The sequence below is a fragment of the Dehalobacter sp. CP genome, assembly GCF_047652685.1.
GTDB lineage: Bacteria > Bacillota > Desulfitobacteriia > Desulfitobacteriales > Syntrophobotulaceae > Dehalobacter.
Genome location: NZ_CP157399.1, coordinates 411,298 through 427,132 on the forward strand (window position 1 = coordinate 411,298; position 15,835 = coordinate 427,132).

14 protein-coding genes and 1 other annotated feature are annotated in these 15,835 nt (G+C 45.8%); of the genes, 13 read left to right on the top strand and 1 reads right to left on the bottom strand.

The annotated features are described in order from the left end of the window. Positions 1-15: 15 nt before the first annotated feature. Entirely contained in the window at positions 16-831 is an 816-nt protein-coding gene (locus tag AAH944_RS02075; protein WP_415536094.1) for an amidohydrolase family protein, read from the bottom strand. A gap of 233 nt (positions 832-1,064) precedes the next feature. Between AAH944_RS02075 and rpmG the strand changes: the two genes are divergently transcribed. The 13 genes from rpmG (at position 1,065) to fusA (ending at position 15,803) form a co-directional block, all read left to right on the top strand. Further along, complete coding sequence (gene rpmG, locus AAH944_RS02080) at positions 1,065-1,214, top strand: 50S ribosomal protein L33 (protein ID WP_015043957.1); 150 nt, start codon at positions 1,065-1,067, stop codon at positions 1,212-1,214. Between the two features lie 38 nt (positions 1,215-1,252). Continuing rightward, complete coding sequence (gene secE / locus AAH944_RS02085; RefSeq protein ID WP_015043956.1) at positions 1,253-1,504, top strand: preprotein translocase subunit SecE; 252 nt, start codon at positions 1,253-1,255, stop codon at positions 1,502-1,504. A gap of 48 nt (positions 1,505-1,552) precedes the next feature. Further along, positions 1,553-2,080 carry a transcription termination/antitermination protein NusG gene (nusG, locus tag AAH944_RS02090; protein WP_415536096.1) on the top strand — a complete coding sequence of 176 codons (528 nt, stop codon included), beginning with the start codon at positions 1,553-1,555 and terminating at the stop codon, positions 2,078-2,080. A gap of 30 nt (positions 2,081-2,110) precedes the next feature. Continuing rightward, positions 2,111-2,533 (top strand): 50S ribosomal protein L11, encoded by a 423-nt coding sequence (rplK, locus tag AAH944_RS02095; protein ID WP_015043954.1) that lies wholly within the window; start codon positions 2,111-2,113, stop codon positions 2,531-2,533. Positions 2,534-2,590: 57 nt separating this feature from the next. Then, positions 2,591-3,283 (top strand): 50S ribosomal protein L1, encoded by a 693-nt coding sequence (gene rplA, locus AAH944_RS02100; RefSeq protein WP_015043953.1) that lies wholly within the window; start codon positions 2,591-2,593, stop codon positions 3,281-3,283. A 41-nt stretch (positions 3,284-3,324) separates the two neighbouring features. After that, positions 3,325-3,469, top strand: a sequence feature (ribosomal protein L10 leader region). A gap of 54 nt (positions 3,470-3,523) precedes the next feature. Beyond that, the gene (gene rplJ / locus AAH944_RS02105) at positions 3,524-4,048 is read left to right on the top strand and encodes a 50S ribosomal protein L10 (RefSeq protein ID WP_068883195.1); all 525 of its coding nucleotides are present in this window, start codon (positions 3,524-3,526) and stop codon (positions 4,046-4,048) included. A gap of 162 nt (positions 4,049-4,210) precedes the next feature. Next, entirely contained in the window at positions 4,211-4,588 is a 378-nt protein-coding gene (gene rplL / locus AAH944_RS02110; RefSeq protein WP_019225206.1) for a 50S ribosomal protein L7/L12, read from the top strand. 559 nt (positions 4,589-5,147) lie between these two features. After that, a complete protein-coding gene (rpoB, locus tag AAH944_RS02115) occupies positions 5,148-8,588 on the top strand; it encodes a DNA-directed RNA polymerase subunit beta (RefSeq protein WP_415536100.1) in 3,441 nt (1,146 codons plus the stop codon). Between the two features lie 49 nt (positions 8,589-8,637). Next, complete coding sequence (gene rpoC, locus AAH944_RS02120; RefSeq protein ID WP_415536102.1) at positions 8,638-12,090, top strand: DNA-directed RNA polymerase subunit beta'; 3,453 nt, start codon at positions 8,638-8,640, stop codon at positions 12,088-12,090. Positions 12,091-12,355: 265 nt separating this feature from the next. Then, on the top strand, positions 12,356-12,607 hold the full coding sequence (locus AAH944_RS02125) for a L7Ae/L30e/S12e/Gadd45 family ribosomal protein (RefSeq protein ID WP_415536104.1): 252 nt from the start codon (positions 12,356-12,358) through the stop codon (positions 12,605-12,607). An 80-nt stretch (positions 12,608-12,687) separates the two neighbouring features. Continuing rightward, positions 12,688-13,107 (top strand): 30S ribosomal protein S12, encoded by a 420-nt coding sequence (gene rpsL, locus AAH944_RS02130; protein WP_020491312.1) that lies wholly within the window; start codon positions 12,688-12,690, stop codon positions 13,105-13,107. Between the two features lie 83 nt (positions 13,108-13,190). Continuing rightward, the gene (gene rpsG, locus AAH944_RS02135; RefSeq protein ID WP_015043946.1) at positions 13,191-13,661 is read left to right on the top strand and encodes a 30S ribosomal protein S7; all 471 of its coding nucleotides are present in this window, start codon (positions 13,191-13,193) and stop codon (positions 13,659-13,661) included. A gap of 63 nt (positions 13,662-13,724) precedes the next feature. Further along, the gene (fusA, locus tag AAH944_RS02140; protein WP_415536107.1) at positions 13,725-15,803 is read left to right on the top strand and encodes an elongation factor G; all 2,079 of its coding nucleotides are present in this window, start codon (positions 13,725-13,727) and stop codon (positions 15,801-15,803) included. The last annotated feature ends 32 nt before the right edge of the window (positions 15,804-15,835 follow it).

The window sequence follows — 15,835 nt, forward strand, 5'->3', positions numbered from 1 at the left end:
ATAGTATTGTAGGGTTTACAGCTGCAGGCCAAACAGTTTTCTGCCGTTTTCCCAGAGGATTTTCTGGTTTTCCTCTTTCGTCAGGCCAAGTGATAGGAAACGCTCAAGTTCGGCTTCGGGTGACCACATTGGGTAATCCGTGCCAAACAGTACTTTATCAATGCCATGGGAGCGAATAATATCAACAGCTGTTTCTTTTTCTATTAACATCAGAGAGCTGGACGTGTCGATGTAGACATTTCGCTCAAACAGGCTGTGGTCAAAATCATCCCACAGACTCCAGCCGCCCAGATGGGCTGCAATGACCACCAAATCGGGAAACATTTTCAGAATGTGGGCAAGTCTGTGCGGATTGGAGTAATCCGTGCGCGTATCTCCGACATGAAAAAGGATAGGCAATTTGCCTTCTGCTGCCTCGTATATAGGAAATAAAGATGGATCGTCAATGTTATATTCCTGAAAATCCGGGTGAAGCTTTAAACCTTTTAAACCGAGTGAAAGTACCCGCTCGATTTCCAGTTGAGGATTAGGAAATTCAGGATGCATGGTGCCGAAGCCGACGAACCGCGAATCGGTGCAAACACTGGCAATGAAATCGTTGATTGACTCGACTTGTTCTGTTCTCGTAGCGGTCGAGGAAATCAAAAAGCGGTTGATCCCGACGCCTGCGCCGGAAGCGATCAGATCGGAGGCGGTTCCTTTTCCAGGCTCCATATCTTGAATAAGTTCGTCGTAGAAGGACAAGATGGAATCGACTGCCCTGGGAGCTACTTTCTGCGGAAAAATATGGGCATGGGCATCAAAAATGTTTGGATAATCTGGATTGGACATAAGACAGACCTCTAATTCTTTTTTTATTTTCTAAGCACAGTTATGATATAATGAATAAATATCGACAATAATACAATCCTAATTCGTTCTGCCTATTTTGGCAAGAGAATTTCACAGTTTATTTGCGGCATACAAAGGAATCTTCCTTGACAAAGACTTTATTATTGTGTTAAATTATTCTGTGCGACTTGTAAAATATGCAGTTTAATGCCATTGCCGGGGGGGTGTTCCAAATGCGTGTTGCAATCACATTGGCTTGTACTGAGTGCAAAAACAGAAATTATCAGTCCAATAAGAATAAGAAAAATGACCCAGATCGTATAGAGATCAAAAAATATTGCAGAACTTGCAAAGCTCATACTGTTCATAAGGAAACAAAATAGTACGAACCGGAAGAATATTCCGTTAAGGATGTGAAGATATGGCAGTGGCAAAGAAAGCAGATACCACAGGTGCAAAAGGCGGCTTTCTTAATAGGTTTAAGAACCCCGGAAAACGGTTTGCTTTTTTTCGTGAGGTTGGGCTTGAGCTGAAGAAAGTACATTGGCCGACTCGTCAGACGTTGCTGACGTATACCGGTGTCGTGCTTGTTTCTGTGGCAATTGTTGCTTTGTTGATTTGGATTGTAGACAGTGGTCTGACGTACGCAATGACCAACCTGCTTGGTATTTAACAATTCATTTGACAATTGGATGAATCTTTCTTAGGAGGCTTTCGGTTAATGACGAAGAACTGGTATGTTATTCACACTTATTCCGGATATGAGAACAAGGTGAAAACAAATCTGGAAAAACGCGTGGAATCCATGAATATGGAGGATAAAATTTTTCGCGTTTTAGTTCCTATGGAAGACGAGATCGAAATAAAGAACGGCAAGAAAAAAATCTCCAAACGCAAGGTGTTTCCAGGTTACGTTCTAGTGGAGATGGACATGACTGACGACTCTTGGTATGTGGTCCGCAATACACCTGGGGTGACCGGGTTTGTAGGAAGCGGCAGCAAACCGATTCCGCTTCTGGATCATGAGGTCGCTGTTATTTTACGCCAAATGGGACTCGAGAAAATCCGCACCAAGATTGACGTTGTTGTCGGGCAGTCTGTCCGGGTCATTTCCGGTCCGTTCAAAGACTTTATTGGTGTTGTGAAAGAAGTCCTCGAAGAAAAGCAAAAAGTCAGAGTCTCGGTTTCCATGTTTGGGAGAGAGACGCCGGTCGAACTTGAGTTTGGGCAAGTGGAAAAGCTTGACTAAATAGATATTCCACAGCAAGGAGGTGTAATTATGGCAAAGAAAGTTATTGGGCTGGTAAAATTGGCAATCACCGCAGGTAAGGCAAATCCGGCACCTCCAGTTGGTCCTGCTTTGGGTCAGCACGGTGTTAATATCATGGGCTTCTGCAAAGAATACAATGAAAGAACGAAGGATCAGGCTGGACTGATCATTCCTGCAGAGATTACGATTTATGAAGACCGTTCCTTTACTTTTGTTCTGAAGACTCCGCCGGCATCCGTATTGCTTAAGAAGGCAGCCAACATTCCGTCTGGTTCCGCTGTTCCGAACAAGCAAAAGGTTGCGAAAGTGACCAAAGATCAGGTTAGGGAAATTGCTGAACAAAAGATGAAAGACTTAAATGCAGCAAGCATTGAAGCTGCAATGCGTATGGTCGAAGGTACTGCACGCAGTATGGGAATCGATATTGTTTGATTCCGTTGAACAATGTGGGAGGGTTTGGCCCGAAGACCACAAGGAGGTTAAAGAAAGATGCCAAAAAGAGGTAAGAAATACCTTGATGCTTTAAAAGCATTTGATAATCAGGCTGTGTTTGAGCCGGCCGAAGCAATTGGTGTTGTAAAAACCAATGCCAAAGCAAAATTTGATGAGACAGTTGAAGTTGCTTTCAAATTGGGAATCGATACCCGCCATGCTGATCAGCAAATCCGCGGAGCGGTTGTTCTTCCACATGGAACAGGCAAAACTTTAAGTGTACTTGTTTTTGCCAAGGGAGACAAAGCCAAAGAAGCCGAAGCTGCCGGCGCTGATTTTGTCGGAGCTGAAGAAATGGTTGAGAAAATCCAACAGGGCTGGTTTGGTTTTGACGTTGCTGTAGCGACACCGGATATGATGGGTACTGTCGGTAAGCTGGGTAAGCTTTTGGGACCTAAGGGCCTCATGCCGAACCCGAAGACCGGAACTGTATCGTTCGATGTCGAAAGAGCAGTTAAAGAAATTAAAGCCGGTAAAGTGGAATACAGGGCTGATAAAGCCGGTATTATTCATGTACCGATCGGCAAGGTTTCTTTTGATCAGGATAAGCTGATGGACAACTACAAAACCATTGCCGAAGTTGTCACAAAAGCAAAACCTGCAGCTGCCAAAGGACAGTATGTCCGTAGCGTAACGGTATCTTCCACCATGGGACCAGGAGTGAAAATCAATCCTTTGAAAATTGTCTAAAGACTTTTTAAGGGCTGAGATATACCGACTAGACTGAAAAAAATTAATAACATTTTCCGCTGTAGAAAGCAGGCGCTTTATTAAGCTTAATATCCTGCCGAGGTGGAGACAAGGTCGTCTTTTGAAGACATGAAAGACATTAATAATCTTGCCTCTGCGCCCAGCAGAGGCTTGTTTATTGACAGCCATGGATGGCAACGAAACGCATACGACAGTATGCGTTCGGAAGGAGGTGTGTGTATGCCAAATTTTGAAGAGAAGCAAAAAGTTGTTGAAGATATCAAACAGAAGTTTGAAGGTGCAAACGGAGTGATTCTGGCAGACTACAGAGGTCTGACGGTATCGCAGGTGACCAATTTGAGAGTAGAACTGCGCCAGGCCGGTATTGAATACCGCGTATTGAAAAATACAATGGTTCGCCGGGCTGCAGATGAAATCGGGATTACCGGTTTGGATGAATTTCTGGAAGGTCCTACTGCTTTAGCCTTTTCTGCAGATCCTGTTGCTCCTGCGAAGATTCTCAGTGAATTCAGCAAGAAAAACAAGAGCCTGACCATTAAGGCGGGGGTTCTTGACGGCAAGGTCATTAACGCTGAAAAAGTAAAAGATCTCGCAAATCTTCCGTCCAGAGAAGTTCTTCTTTCCCAAGTACTTGCTGGAATGCAAGGCCCGCTTCAAGGAATGGTCAATGTTCTGCAAGGGCCTATCCGCAAATTTGGTTATGCTTTGGAAGAAGTTCGTAAACTTAAAGAAGCCCAGGCATAGTCGAGGCACGGGATTCGATGCCCGAGGCCCGATGCATGCGCAGACTCTGGGACTATCCAACATCTGACACGAAGGTTTGGACGGTACCGGATGTTAACAGATCTAATGACTAGTCAAAACAAAAATAAAAAATATGTGAATTATTTTAAGGAGGATATTTTAATGTCCAAAACTGCTGAAATTTTAGAAGCCGTAAAAGGTATGACCGTTCTTGAGCTTGCTGAGCTCGTTAAAGCTTTCGAAGAAGAGTTTGGTGTAAGCGCTGCTGCTCCCGCAGCTGTTATGGCTGCCCCGGCAGCTGGCGCTGCTGCTCCTGTTGCTGAAGAGCAAACAGAATTTGATGTTATCCTGACCAGCGCTGGTGCTGCAAAGATCAACGTCATCAAAGTTGTTCGTGAAATCACTGGCCTGGGCTTAAAAGAAGCTAAAGATCTTGTTGACGGCGCACCGAAACCTGTCAAAGAAAAAATTGCCAAAGAAGAAGCTGAAGCCATCAAAGCTAAACTTGTTGAAGCTGGTGCCGGCGTAGACGTAAAATAATCTGAAACGAAAAATGTACCGCAGACTGAACCGGCCATGCTTAAGCCGGTTCAGTTTTTATTTGACGCCGGGTGCTCATGGATGTCAAATGTGTTCTGAACGAGGCTAATGGAATATTGAGTAGAAACAGGCAAAAAATATCTAAATGCCTTTAACTTTTTGGAATATAATATATAATAATAGATATTTAACCTATAATGCCAGAAAAATGTTGCAGGAATGATGATTAGTAAATAAAATATACTTGACAAATATCGGTATACTTGTTAGGATTAATAACTGTCACTGTGATCTTAAGCTAAGACAAACCAATAAAGTTGGGAGATAATAGTGTGGATGTATTGCATCTCATGTGAGGCAGCTCCATAAACATTGAAGCGAGGTTTTTTCCCAAAAAGCCTTGCTTTTGGTTGTTTATGCCTATCTGCTCTTTGCTTTTTGGTGTTTGGATAGTAATGGATATTTGTATTAAGGTATTCGCAAACAATTATAATTATTTCTTGATTATCTAGTTTTCTGTTGGAACGATCAGGAAAAAACACTGGAAGGGTGAAACGGCATGGTGAATCCTATCAAAGTTGGAACAAGAGAACGGGCAAGTTATGCGAGGCTTCGGGAAGTTCTGGATATGCCCAACTTAATCGAAATTCAACAGAATTCCTACGAGTGGTTTCTGAAGGAAGGGCTTCGCGAAATGTTTCGCGACATTTCCCCAATTCAGGATTTTACCGGAAATCTGGTTTTGGAATTCATAGACTACAGCCTCGGCGATCCAAAATATGAGGTCGAGGAATGCAAAGAACGTGACGTTACGTTTGCAGCACCTCTCAGAGTCAAAGTACGCCTTATTAATAAGGAAACAGGAGAGGTTAAGGAGCAGGAAGTGTTCATGGGGGACTTTCCCCTGATGACCGATAAAGGCACCTTCATTATTAATGGTGCGGAACGTGTTATTGTCAGTCAGTTGGTAAGATCGCCCGGCGTTTATTATTCTGAAACAATCGACACCAGCGGTAAAAAGCTTTACGGCGCAACGATTATTCCGAACCGTGGTGCCTGGCTGGAATTTGAGACAGATATTAATGATAATATTTTTGTCCGGGTTGACAGAACCCGTAAACTACCGGCTACGGTACTGGTCAGAGCCCTTGGCTATTCAACCAATGGCCGGATCCTCGAAGCGTTCGATGACAATGAGAACGTTAAAATTACGCTGGAAAGAGACAATACGGAATCAACGGAAGAAGCGCTAGTTGAGATTTATAAACGTCTTCGTCCTGGAGAACCGCCTACGGTGGAGAGTGCCCGCAGTCTTCTGGAATCCTTGTTCTTTGATCCCAGAAGATATGATCTGGCAAAAGTAGGCCGTTATAAGCTGAACAACAAACTGGGTCTGGATATTCCCAAGAACATACGGCATTTAACATCCGAGGACATCATCGCATCGATTTCTCGGATGCTTAAAATAATTAATGGTGAAGGACATATTGATGATATTGATCACCTTGGCAACAGACGTTTGCGTTCGGTTGGCGAGCTTCTTCAGAATCAGTTCAGAATTGGTCTCTCCCGTATGGAGAGAGTGGTAAGAGAGAGAATGACGATTCAGGACATTGAGGGGATTACACCTCAGGTGCTGATCAATATACGTCCAGTCGTGGCCGCAATTAAAGAGTTTTTTGGAAGCAGCCAGTTATCACAGTTTATGGACCAGACCAATCCACTGGCCGAGCTTACGCATAAACGCCGTCTCAGCGCGCTGGGACCTGGTGGTTTAAGCAGAGAGAGAGCCGGATTTGAAGTGCGCGACGTGCATCATTCCCACTATGGCCGGATGTGCCCGATTGAAACGCCTGAGGGTCCGAACATTGGTTTGATTGGTTCACTAAGCACATATGGACGCATTAATGAGTATGGCTTTATTGAGGCACCTTACCGCAAAGTAGAAAATGGCAAAGTGACGGATGAGATCCATTACTTAACAGCTGATGAAGAGGAAAAATATATTATTGCCCAGGCCAATGCCGCTGTTGGTGAAAATGGGGAGTTTTTAAGCGAAAAGATCGAAGCGCGCCACGGCGAAGATTTCGTCCTGGTTCCGCCGGTAAACATTCAGTATATGGACGTTTCGCCGAAGCAGATGGTATCGATTGCGACCGCCTTGATTCCATTCCTCGAGCATGACGATGCTAACCGTGCTCTGATGGGTTCCAACATGCAGCGTCAGGCTGTGCCTCTACTCAAAACAGATGCGCCGTATATTGGCACCGGCATGGAGTATAAGGCTGCTGTTGATTCCGGTGTCTGTCTGGTTTCTCCAAAAGAAGGAACTGCTTTACGGGTTACTTCCGATGAGATCATCATTCAAAACAATGACGGCACAACAACCCGGAATAGACTTTTGAAATACACGCGCAGCAACCAGGGAACCTGTATCAATCAGAAACCGATTGTTGTCAAAGGCCAGAGAATCGATGCTGGTCAGGTAATTGCCGACGGCCCGTCAACAGATAACGGAGAACTTGCCCTCGGGCGAAACGTTCTGGTAGCGTTTATGCCCTGGGAAGGATACAACTATGAGGATGCTATTCTGATCAGCGAGAAGCTGGTGAAAGAAGATTATTTTACGTCCATTCATATTGAGGAATACGAAGCAGATGCCCGGGATACCAAACTTGGGCCTGAAGAGATTACCAGAGATATTCCAAACGTCGGAGAAGATGTTTTGAAAGATCTTGACGAACGTGGTATTATCCGGATCGGTGCCGAAGTGCACCCTGGAGATATCTTGGTGGGCAAGGTTACTCCGAAAGGGGAAACGGAGCTTACGGCTGAAGAACGCCTGCTAAGAGCAATCTTTGGTGAGAAAGCCAGAGAAGTCAGGGATACTTCTTTACGTGTTCCGCATGGCGAGGCCGGAAAAGTTGTTGATGTTAAAGTATTTAAGCGCGAGAACGGCGATGAACTGGCCCCTGGGGTCAACCAACTCGTAAGAGTCTATATTGCCCAGAAACGTAAGATATCCGTCGGCGATAAAATGGCTGGAAGACACGGAAACAAAGGGGTTATTTCCAGAATTATGCGCCAGGAGGATATGCCTTTTATGCCGGACGGCACGCCGATTGAAATCGTTCTGAATCCGCTCGGTGTTCCATCTCGTATGAATATCGGACAGGTTCTGGAAACCCATCTTGGTTGGGCGGCGAAAGCACTGGGCATGTATATTGCCACACCGGTTTTTGACGGAGCCAGAGAAGATGATGTCTTTGATACCTTGAGAAAGGCCGGACTTCCCGGACATGGAAAATCCGTTCTTTATGACGGCCGTACCGGTGAGCCTTTTGATAATGAAGTTACTGTTGGCTATATGTATATGCTGAAACTTCACCATCTTGTTGATGACAAGATCCATGCCCGTTCTACAGGTCCGTACTCGCTGGTCACCCAGCAGCCGCTCGGCGGTAAAGCGCAGTTCGGCGGTCAACGCTTCGGAGAGATGGAAGTTTGGGCACTTGAAGCTTATGGCGCATCGTTTACGCTGCAGGAGATACTTACCGTTAAGTCCGATGATGTGGTAGGTAGGGTCAAGACCTACGAAGCAATTGTCAAAGGTGAGAATATTCCTGAGCCGGGCGTGCCAGAATCATTTAAGGTACTCATCAAGGAATTGCAGAGCCTTGGACTTGATGTTTCCGTACTTTCGGAAGAAGATCAGGAAATTGAAATTAAGGATTTGGATGATGATGTCACAGAAGCTGCCCATGAACTGGGAATGGATGATCAGTATTCCGTGATTGATGTCAATGACGAAAGCGGCATTGGCTATGATAATGAAGATGAGACTCTTGATGAAGATTTGGATGGCGATTTGAATGACAAAACTGAAGATTTCCCTGTCCTGAGTGTTCCCGAGTCTGACCTTGGTAATGATCTTGTTAATGATCTGGACAATGATTTCAGCGACAACATGGATGACGATTTTGATCCGGATTACAAGTAAAGTGTGCGTTTAGATCGAGAAAGCTTGATGGGCGAAAGGAGAGAATACCGTGCTTGATGTGAATAATTTTGAGAGGATGCGTATCGGGTTGGCTTCTCCGGAGATGATCCGCAAATGGTCCTATGGGGAAGTAAAAAAACCTGAGACCATTAATTACCGCACCTTAAAGCCCGAAAGAGAAGGTCTTTTCTGTGAAAAAATATTTGGCCCTACCCGTGACTGGGAGTGCCACTGCGGTAAATATAAGAGAGTCCGTTATAAAGGCATTATTTGTGACCGATGCGGTGTTGAAGTAACGAGGTCTAAAGTCCGCCGTGAGAGAATGGGACATATTGAGCTGGCTGCGCCGGTTTCCCATATCTGGTACTTCAAAGGGATTCCGAGCAGAATGGGGCTTCTGCTGGACATGTCACCGCGTTCCCTGGAAAAAGTTCTATATTTTGTCGCGTATATCGTTGTTGATCCAAAGGATACCTCCCTGATGAAAAAACAGCTTCTTACCGAGACAGAATACCGGGAGGCCAGGGAAAAATACGGCAGTGGCTTCAAGGCAGAGATGGGTGCTGAGGCCATCAAGGCGTTATTGGCCGAGATTGATCTAGATAAACTGAACGAAGAACTTCGCACCGAGCTTAAGGAAGTGTCCGGTCAGCGAAAAATCAGGGCGATCAGACGTCTGGAGGTTGTCGAAGCATTTAAACAGTCCGGAAACAGTCCGGAATGGATGGTTCTTGATGCGATCCCGGTTATTCCACCAGAACTGCGGCCGATGGTTCAGCTGGACGGCGGAAGGTTTGCAACCTCCGACCTGAATGATCTGTACCGCAGGGTCATTAATAGAAATAACAGGCTGAAAAAGCTTCTTGACCTTGGCGCTCCGGATATTATTGTCCGGAACGAAAAAAGAATGCTTCAAGAAGCTGTTGACGCACTGATTGACAATGGCCGTCGCGGACGGCCGGTTACCGGACCCGGCAACAGGCCGCTAAAATCGTTAAGTGATATGCTAAAAGGTAAGCAGGGAAGATTCCGTCAGAACCTTTTAGGAAAACGTGTTGACTATTCCGGTCGTTCTGTTATCGTTGTAGGGCCGACACTGAAGCTTTCCCAGTGCGGGTTGCCGAAAGAGATGGCAATTGAGCTGTTTAAGCCTTTCGTGATGAAAAACTTAGTTAATGAGGGTTATGCTCATAATATTAAAAGTGCCAAGCGAATGGTGGAAAGGGTAAGACCGGAAGTATGGGATGTCCTGGAAAAAGTCATTGCTGAGCATCCAGTGCTCCTGAACCGTGCTCCAACGCTGCACAGACTTGGAATTCAGGCTTTTGAGCCTATCCTTGTCGAAGGTAAGGCTCTGCAGATTCACCCGCTCGTTTGTACGGCTTACAATGCCGACTTCGATGGGGACCAGATGGCGGTTCACGTGCCGCTTTCCGCTGAGGCCCAGTCTGAAGCTCGGCTGCTGATGCTGTCTGCGCACAATATCCTGAACCCGAAAGACGGACGCCCGGTAGCTTCACCAACCAAAGATATGGTTCTGGGCTGCTACTATCTGACAATGGAAAGACCTGGAGCCCTTGGTGAAGGCAAGATCTTCAAGGATCTGGATGAAGCGGTTCTGGCGTACAATTCCAAAGCTGTCCATCTTCAAGCCTTGATCAAGGTGCGTAAGGATGGAGAACTTCTGGAGACAACGACAGGAAGACTCATTTTCAATACCGTTATTCCTGAAGAAGCCGGTTATATAAACGAAATGGTCACTAAGAAGTCTTTAGATAAAATTGTTGCCAAGACTTACCGTTTTTGCGGTTACGAGAAGACAGCCTTATTACTGGACGGAATAAAAAATCTAGGCTTTAAGTTTTCGACACGAGCCGGAGTCACGGTCGGTATTGACGATATCCAGGTTCCCGAAGTCAAGAGAACGATTCTGGCCGAGGCGGATATTGCTGTTGCCAAGACCGAACAGCAGTACCGACGCGGTCTCATTACCGATGAAGAGCGCAAGATCCTTGTTATCGAAATTTGGACTAAAGCCAATGATTCCGTAACGAAAGCTTTGATGGAATCACTGGATAAGTTTAATCCGGTTTATATGATGGCCAATTCCGGAGCGCGTGGTAATATTCAGCAGCTGCGTCAGCTGGCAGGGATGCGCGGACTGATGGCAGACCCGTCAGGCCGAACGATTGAACTGCCTATTAAAGCCAACTTCCGTGAAGGCCTGACTGTGTTGGAGTACTTTATCTCTTCGCACGGTGCACGTAAAGGTTTGGCTGACACCGCACTCAGAACTGCCGACTCCGGGTATCTGACCCGCAGACTCGTCGACGTATCCCAGGATGTCATTGTCCGGGAGGATGATTGCGGCTCCGATAAAGGCATTATGGTCGAAGACATCAAGGAAGGCAGTGAAATGATCGAAAAACTGGAAGAACGTCTGGTAGGACGCTTCCTGGTAAGAGAGATCCGTCATCCTGAAACAGGCGAACTGCTGGCTTCTCCCGATTACGAAATCAGTGAAGAACAAGCTAAAGCGATTGCTGATGTTTATGACAAAGTTGAGATAAGGTCCGTGCTGAACTGTAAGACCCGTTACGGCGTTTGCAAGAAATGCTACGGCAGAAACCTTGCCACCGGACGTCAGGTTGAAATCGGCGAAGCAGTCGGCATTATCGCTGCCCAATCTATCGGTGAACCTGGAACTCAGCTTACGATGCGTACTTTCCACACCGGTGGTGTTGCTGGAGACGACATTACTCAGGGTCTGCCGAGGGTAGAGGAACTGTTTGAAGCACGCAAGCCCAAAGGCCAGGCGATTATCTCCGAAATCAGTGGCACAATTACGATCAGAGAAGTCAAAGGCCGCAGAGAAGTGGAAGTCACGAGCGAAACCGGGGAACAAGGAATCTATACCATACCGTTTGGTTCCCGCCTCAAAGTTAAGAATGGCCAGGTCATCTCCCCTGGTGACGAATTGACCGAAGGCAGCATTAATCCTCATGATACGCTGAAGATCAAGGGAATCATCGGTGTACAGGTCTATCTGCTCGGAGAAGTGCAGCGGGTATACCGTCTGCAGGGCGTTGATATCAATGACAAGCATATCGAGGTGATGGTCCGGCAGATGCTCAGAAAAGTTAAGATAGAAGAAGCCGGAGACACCAGCCTTCTACCCGGCGGACTGATCGATATCTTCGAGTTTGAGGAGGAAAACGCGAAAGTCTTGCAGGAAGGCGGAGAACCTGCTGAATGCCGTCCGGTTCTGCTCGGAATTACCAAGGCTTCTCTCGCTACCGATTCCTTCCTCTCGGCAGCATCCTTCCAGGAGACAACCAGAGTACTCACGGAAGCTGCTATTAAAGGAAAAGTCGATCCGTTGATTGGCCTGAAAGAGAATGTCATCATCGGAAAACTAATCCCTGCCGGTACCGGGATGTCAAAATACCGGACCCTGAAAATCACAGACGACGGTGCGCTTCGATCCAGAACCGAAGTTTAACACTACGATTTCATAGAAGCAAGCTGCATATTAAGTTACCGTAATGGATGGCCGGCACCAAGCGGAGCATGGATGCGGAGCGCGGGATTTTGTGTCAAGGATGACACAATGACCGAAAGCGGCCGTCCATTACGGTAACAAACCCGAGCAAAGCAGTTTAATAGTTTAACAGCGAAGCCAAGCTAATTGTATTCTTGACACAGTAATAGGTGACTGCTAAAATAATATAGTCTGATTTTAGGATAGGGGAGGAGAGCATTTTAAAATGCTTGATGAATCTATAAAAAAAACGCAAAGAGTTGTGGTTGGTCTTAAACAAACCAGCCGGGCGCTGGAGAAAGGCGAAGTCGGCAGTATTTATCTTGCCAAGGATGCAGATAAAAAGCTTCTTCGCCCGATCCTGGAGATGTGTGCTGTCAGACAAATTGAAATCAAGGAAGTTCCTACGATGACTGAATTGGGTAAAGCCTGTGGTATTAAAGTGGGTGCTGCAGTCGCAGCCATTCTGAATGACTAGGGTTCCTATAAACAGCTTTCTTGGTTGCCAAAAACCATCTGATTTTTGTAGAATAATTATTACAGGAAGGAGGTGCAGTTATGCCGACAATTCATCAGCTTATCCGCAAAGGGAGAGAAAAGGTTATTACAAAATCGACCGCTCCTGCTCTGCAATGGGGACATAATTCGCTGAAACGCAAGGATTTTCCTTCGGGTGGTTCTCCACAAAAGAGAGGGGTATGTACGAGAGTGTATACCACAACACCTAAAAAACCGAATTCTGCTCTGAGAAAGGTAGCCCGTGTCCGCCTGACCAATGGCATTGAAATAACCACGTATATTCCTGGAATCGGCCATAACCTTCAGGAACACTCCGTAGTTCTGGTTCGTGGAGGCCGTGTTAAGGATCTTCCGGGCGTACGTTATCATATCGTTCGTGGGGCATTGGATACAACCGGTGTTCAAAACCGTAGTCAGGCTCGTTCCAAGTATGGGGCCAAGAGACCTAAGAAAAAATAATGTATAAGTATCGTAGCCTAAAATATGTTATATTTTGGTTGCACTCTATTTTATTGCAGTGTTTTTAGAAAGGAGGAATACAGTTGCCCAGAAAAGGTTATATTGCGAAAAGAGAGATCCTGCCGGATCCAATCTATAAGAATAAGACCGTCACAAAATTTATCAACCAGATTATGCTTGACGGCAAAAAAGGTGTTGCTGAATCGAATTGCTATAATGCCTTTCAGATTATTCAAGATAAGACCGGTAAAGATCCGATCGAAGTATTTGAGACAGCATTAAAAAATGTTATGCCTGTATTAGAAGTCAAAGCACGCAGAGTCGGTGGTGCCAACTATCAGGTGCCGATCGAAGTACGTGTGGATCGTCGTCTGACCCTAGGCCTGCGCTGGCTGGTTGAGTATGCCCGTAAAAGGGGAGAAAAAACCATGCAGGAAAAACTGGCCGGAGAGCTAATGGATGCTGCCAACAACACTGGCGGTTCTTATAAGAAAAAAGAAGATACCCATAAAATGGCCGAAGCAAACAAGGCTTTTGCCCATTATCGCTGGTAATCACAATGATTAGCTTGGGGGTACTTTAGAGTTTATTTATCTGGATAGAAAGGCTGATAATAAGTGGCAAGGCAAGTTCCCTTGGAGAAAACTCGGAATATCGGCATCATGGCGCATATTGATGCTGGAAAGACCACAACCACAGAGCGCATCTTATTTTACACTGGCCGTGTTCATAAAATCGGTGAAGTGCATGATGGTGCTGCCACGATGGATTGGATGGTTCAGGAGCAGGAGCGTGGGATTACCATTACTTCTGCAGCTACCACCTGTCAATGGAAAGGGCACAATGTTAATATCATCGACACACCCGGGCACGTTGATTTTACCGTTGAGGTCGAGCGCTCTCTGCGTGTACTGGACGGCGCTGTAGCGGTGTTCTGTTCAGTTGGCGGTGTTGAGCCTCAGTCGGAAACAGTTTGGCGCCAGGCCGACAAATACGGTGTACCTCGTATCGCTTATATAAATAAGATGGACAGAGTCGGTGCGGATTTTTTCCGTGGAGTTTCCATGATTGTTGACCGCCTGGGATCAAATCCTGTTCCTATTCAGCTTCCGATTGGAACTGAAGACAAATTTAGCGGGATTGTGGATTTGGTTACCATGAAAGCAACAGTGTACACGGATGACCTCGGGACAGCAAGTGATGTATCCGAAATCCCTGAAGACATGGTTTCACTGGCAATGGAGTACCGTGAAAAATTACTGGAAGCGGTTTCCGATGTCGATGAAGAATTGATGTTAAAGTATCTTGAGGGCGGAGATATTACTGAACAAGAAATTAAGAACGCAATTCGCATAGGTACAATTGGATTGAAATTTATCCCGGTTTTATGCGGATCATCTTTCAAGAACAAAGGGGTTCAACCTTTGCTTGACGCTGTTGTCGATTATATGCCGTCACCACTCGATGTGCCTGCTATTAAAGGTGTCGATCCGGATACCGGTGAGGAAGACGTGCGTCATTCCGATGATAACGCACCTTTTTCAGCATTGGCATTTAAAATTATGTCGGATCCTTATGTCGGAAAATTGACGTTCTTCCGCGTTTATTCCGGAACGCTCAGCGCGGGTTCTTATATCACGAACTCGACGAAGGGTAAGAAGGAAAGAATTGGCCGAATTCTGAGAATGCACGCCAATCACCGGGAGGATGTTGATGAAGTCCGCGCTGGAGATATTGCAGCAGCTGTCGGAATTAAAGATGTCAGTACCGGAGATTCCCTGTGTGATGAGAAAAATCCAATTATTCTTGAAGCGATGGTATTCCCCGAACCCGTTATCCATATCTCGATTGAGCCGAAAACGAAAGCTGACCAGGAGAGACTTGGTGGTTCGCTTGCGAAGCTCGCTGAAGAAGATCCTACTTTCAAAATGCGCACAGACGAAGAGACTGGACAGACAATTATTTCTGGGATGGGAGAACTTCATCTGGAGATTATCGTAGATAGACTGATGAGAGAATTTAAAGTCGATTGTAATGTCGGTCGTCCGCAGGTTGCCTATAAAGAAACGATCCGTAAGACTGTCAAAGCTGAAGGTAAATATGTAAGACAGTCCGGCGGACGTGGACAGTATGGACATTGCTGGGTCGAATTCCAACCTCTTGAACCTGGTTCAGGTTTTGTTTTCGAAAGCAAAATCGTTGGAGGATCTATTCCTAAAGAATACATCAGTCCAATTGGAGCGGGTATTGAGGAAGCATTACAAAATGGAATTCTCGCGGGTTATCCAGTTTTGGATGTTAAGGCTACGGTAGTTGATGGCTCATACCATGATGTAGACTCTTCGGAAATGGCTTTCAAAATAGCTGGTTCTATGGCATTTAAAGCTGCGGCAATGAAGGCAGATCCGGCAATTCTTGAACCTATGATGAGAGTTGAAGTAACGGTTCCTGAAGAATATATGGGAGACGTCATTGGTGACCTTAACTCGAGAAGAGGAAGAATCGAAGGAATGGAAACCCGTTCGGGCGCCCAGATTATTCGCGGTTTCGTACCTCTCTCGGAAATGTTTGGTTATTCAACGGAACTCCGTTCCCGCACCCAAGGTAGGGGTGTATATAGCATGCAGACTGACCACTATGAGGAAGTGCCCAAGAATATTGCCGAAGGCATCATTGCCAAGAGGCAGGGGGCTTAATATAGAAATTAGCTGCAAATCATATCAATTTT

What these genes read in the sequence shown, in the direction of transcription:
- rpoB (WP_415536100.1), top strand. Translation starts at nt 5,148, where the DNA reads ATGGTGAATCCTATCAAAGTTGGAACAAGAGAACGGGCAAGTTATGCG.
- rplA (WP_015043953.1), top strand. Translation starts at nt 2,591, where the DNA reads ATGCCAAAAAGAGGTAAGAAATACCTTGATGCTTTAAAAGCATTTGAT.
- rplK (WP_015043954.1), top strand. Translation starts at nt 2,111, where the DNA reads ATGGCAAAGAAAGTTATTGGGCTGGTAAAATTGGCAATCACCGCAGGT.
- rplL (WP_019225206.1), top strand. Translation starts at nt 4,211, where the DNA reads ATGTCCAAAACTGCTGAAATTTTAGAAGCCGTAAAAGGTATGACCGTT.
- secE (WP_015043956.1), top strand. Translation starts at nt 1,253, where the DNA reads ATGGCAGTGGCAAAGAAAGCAGATACCACAGGTGCAAAAGGCGGCTTT.
- AAH944_RS02125 (WP_415536104.1), top strand. Translation starts at nt 12,356, where the DNA reads ATGCTTGATGAATCTATAAAAAAAACGCAAAGAGTTGTGGTTGGTCTT.
- nusG (WP_415536096.1), top strand. Translation starts at nt 1,553, where the DNA reads ATGACGAAGAACTGGTATGTTATTCACACTTATTCCGGATATGAGAAC.
- rpsL (WP_020491312.1), top strand. Translation starts at nt 12,688, where the DNA reads ATGCCGACAATTCATCAGCTTATCCGCAAAGGGAGAGAAAAGGTTATT.
- rplJ (WP_068883195.1), top strand. Translation starts at nt 3,524, where the DNA reads ATGCCAAATTTTGAAGAGAAGCAAAAAGTTGTTGAAGATATCAAACAG.
- AAH944_RS02075 (WP_415536094.1), bottom strand. Translation starts at nt 831, where the DNA reads ATGTCCAATCCAGATTATCCAAACATTTTTGATGCCCATGCCCATATT.
- rpmG (WP_015043957.1), top strand. Translation starts at nt 1,065, where the DNA reads ATGCGTGTTGCAATCACATTGGCTTGTACTGAGTGCAAAAACAGAAAT.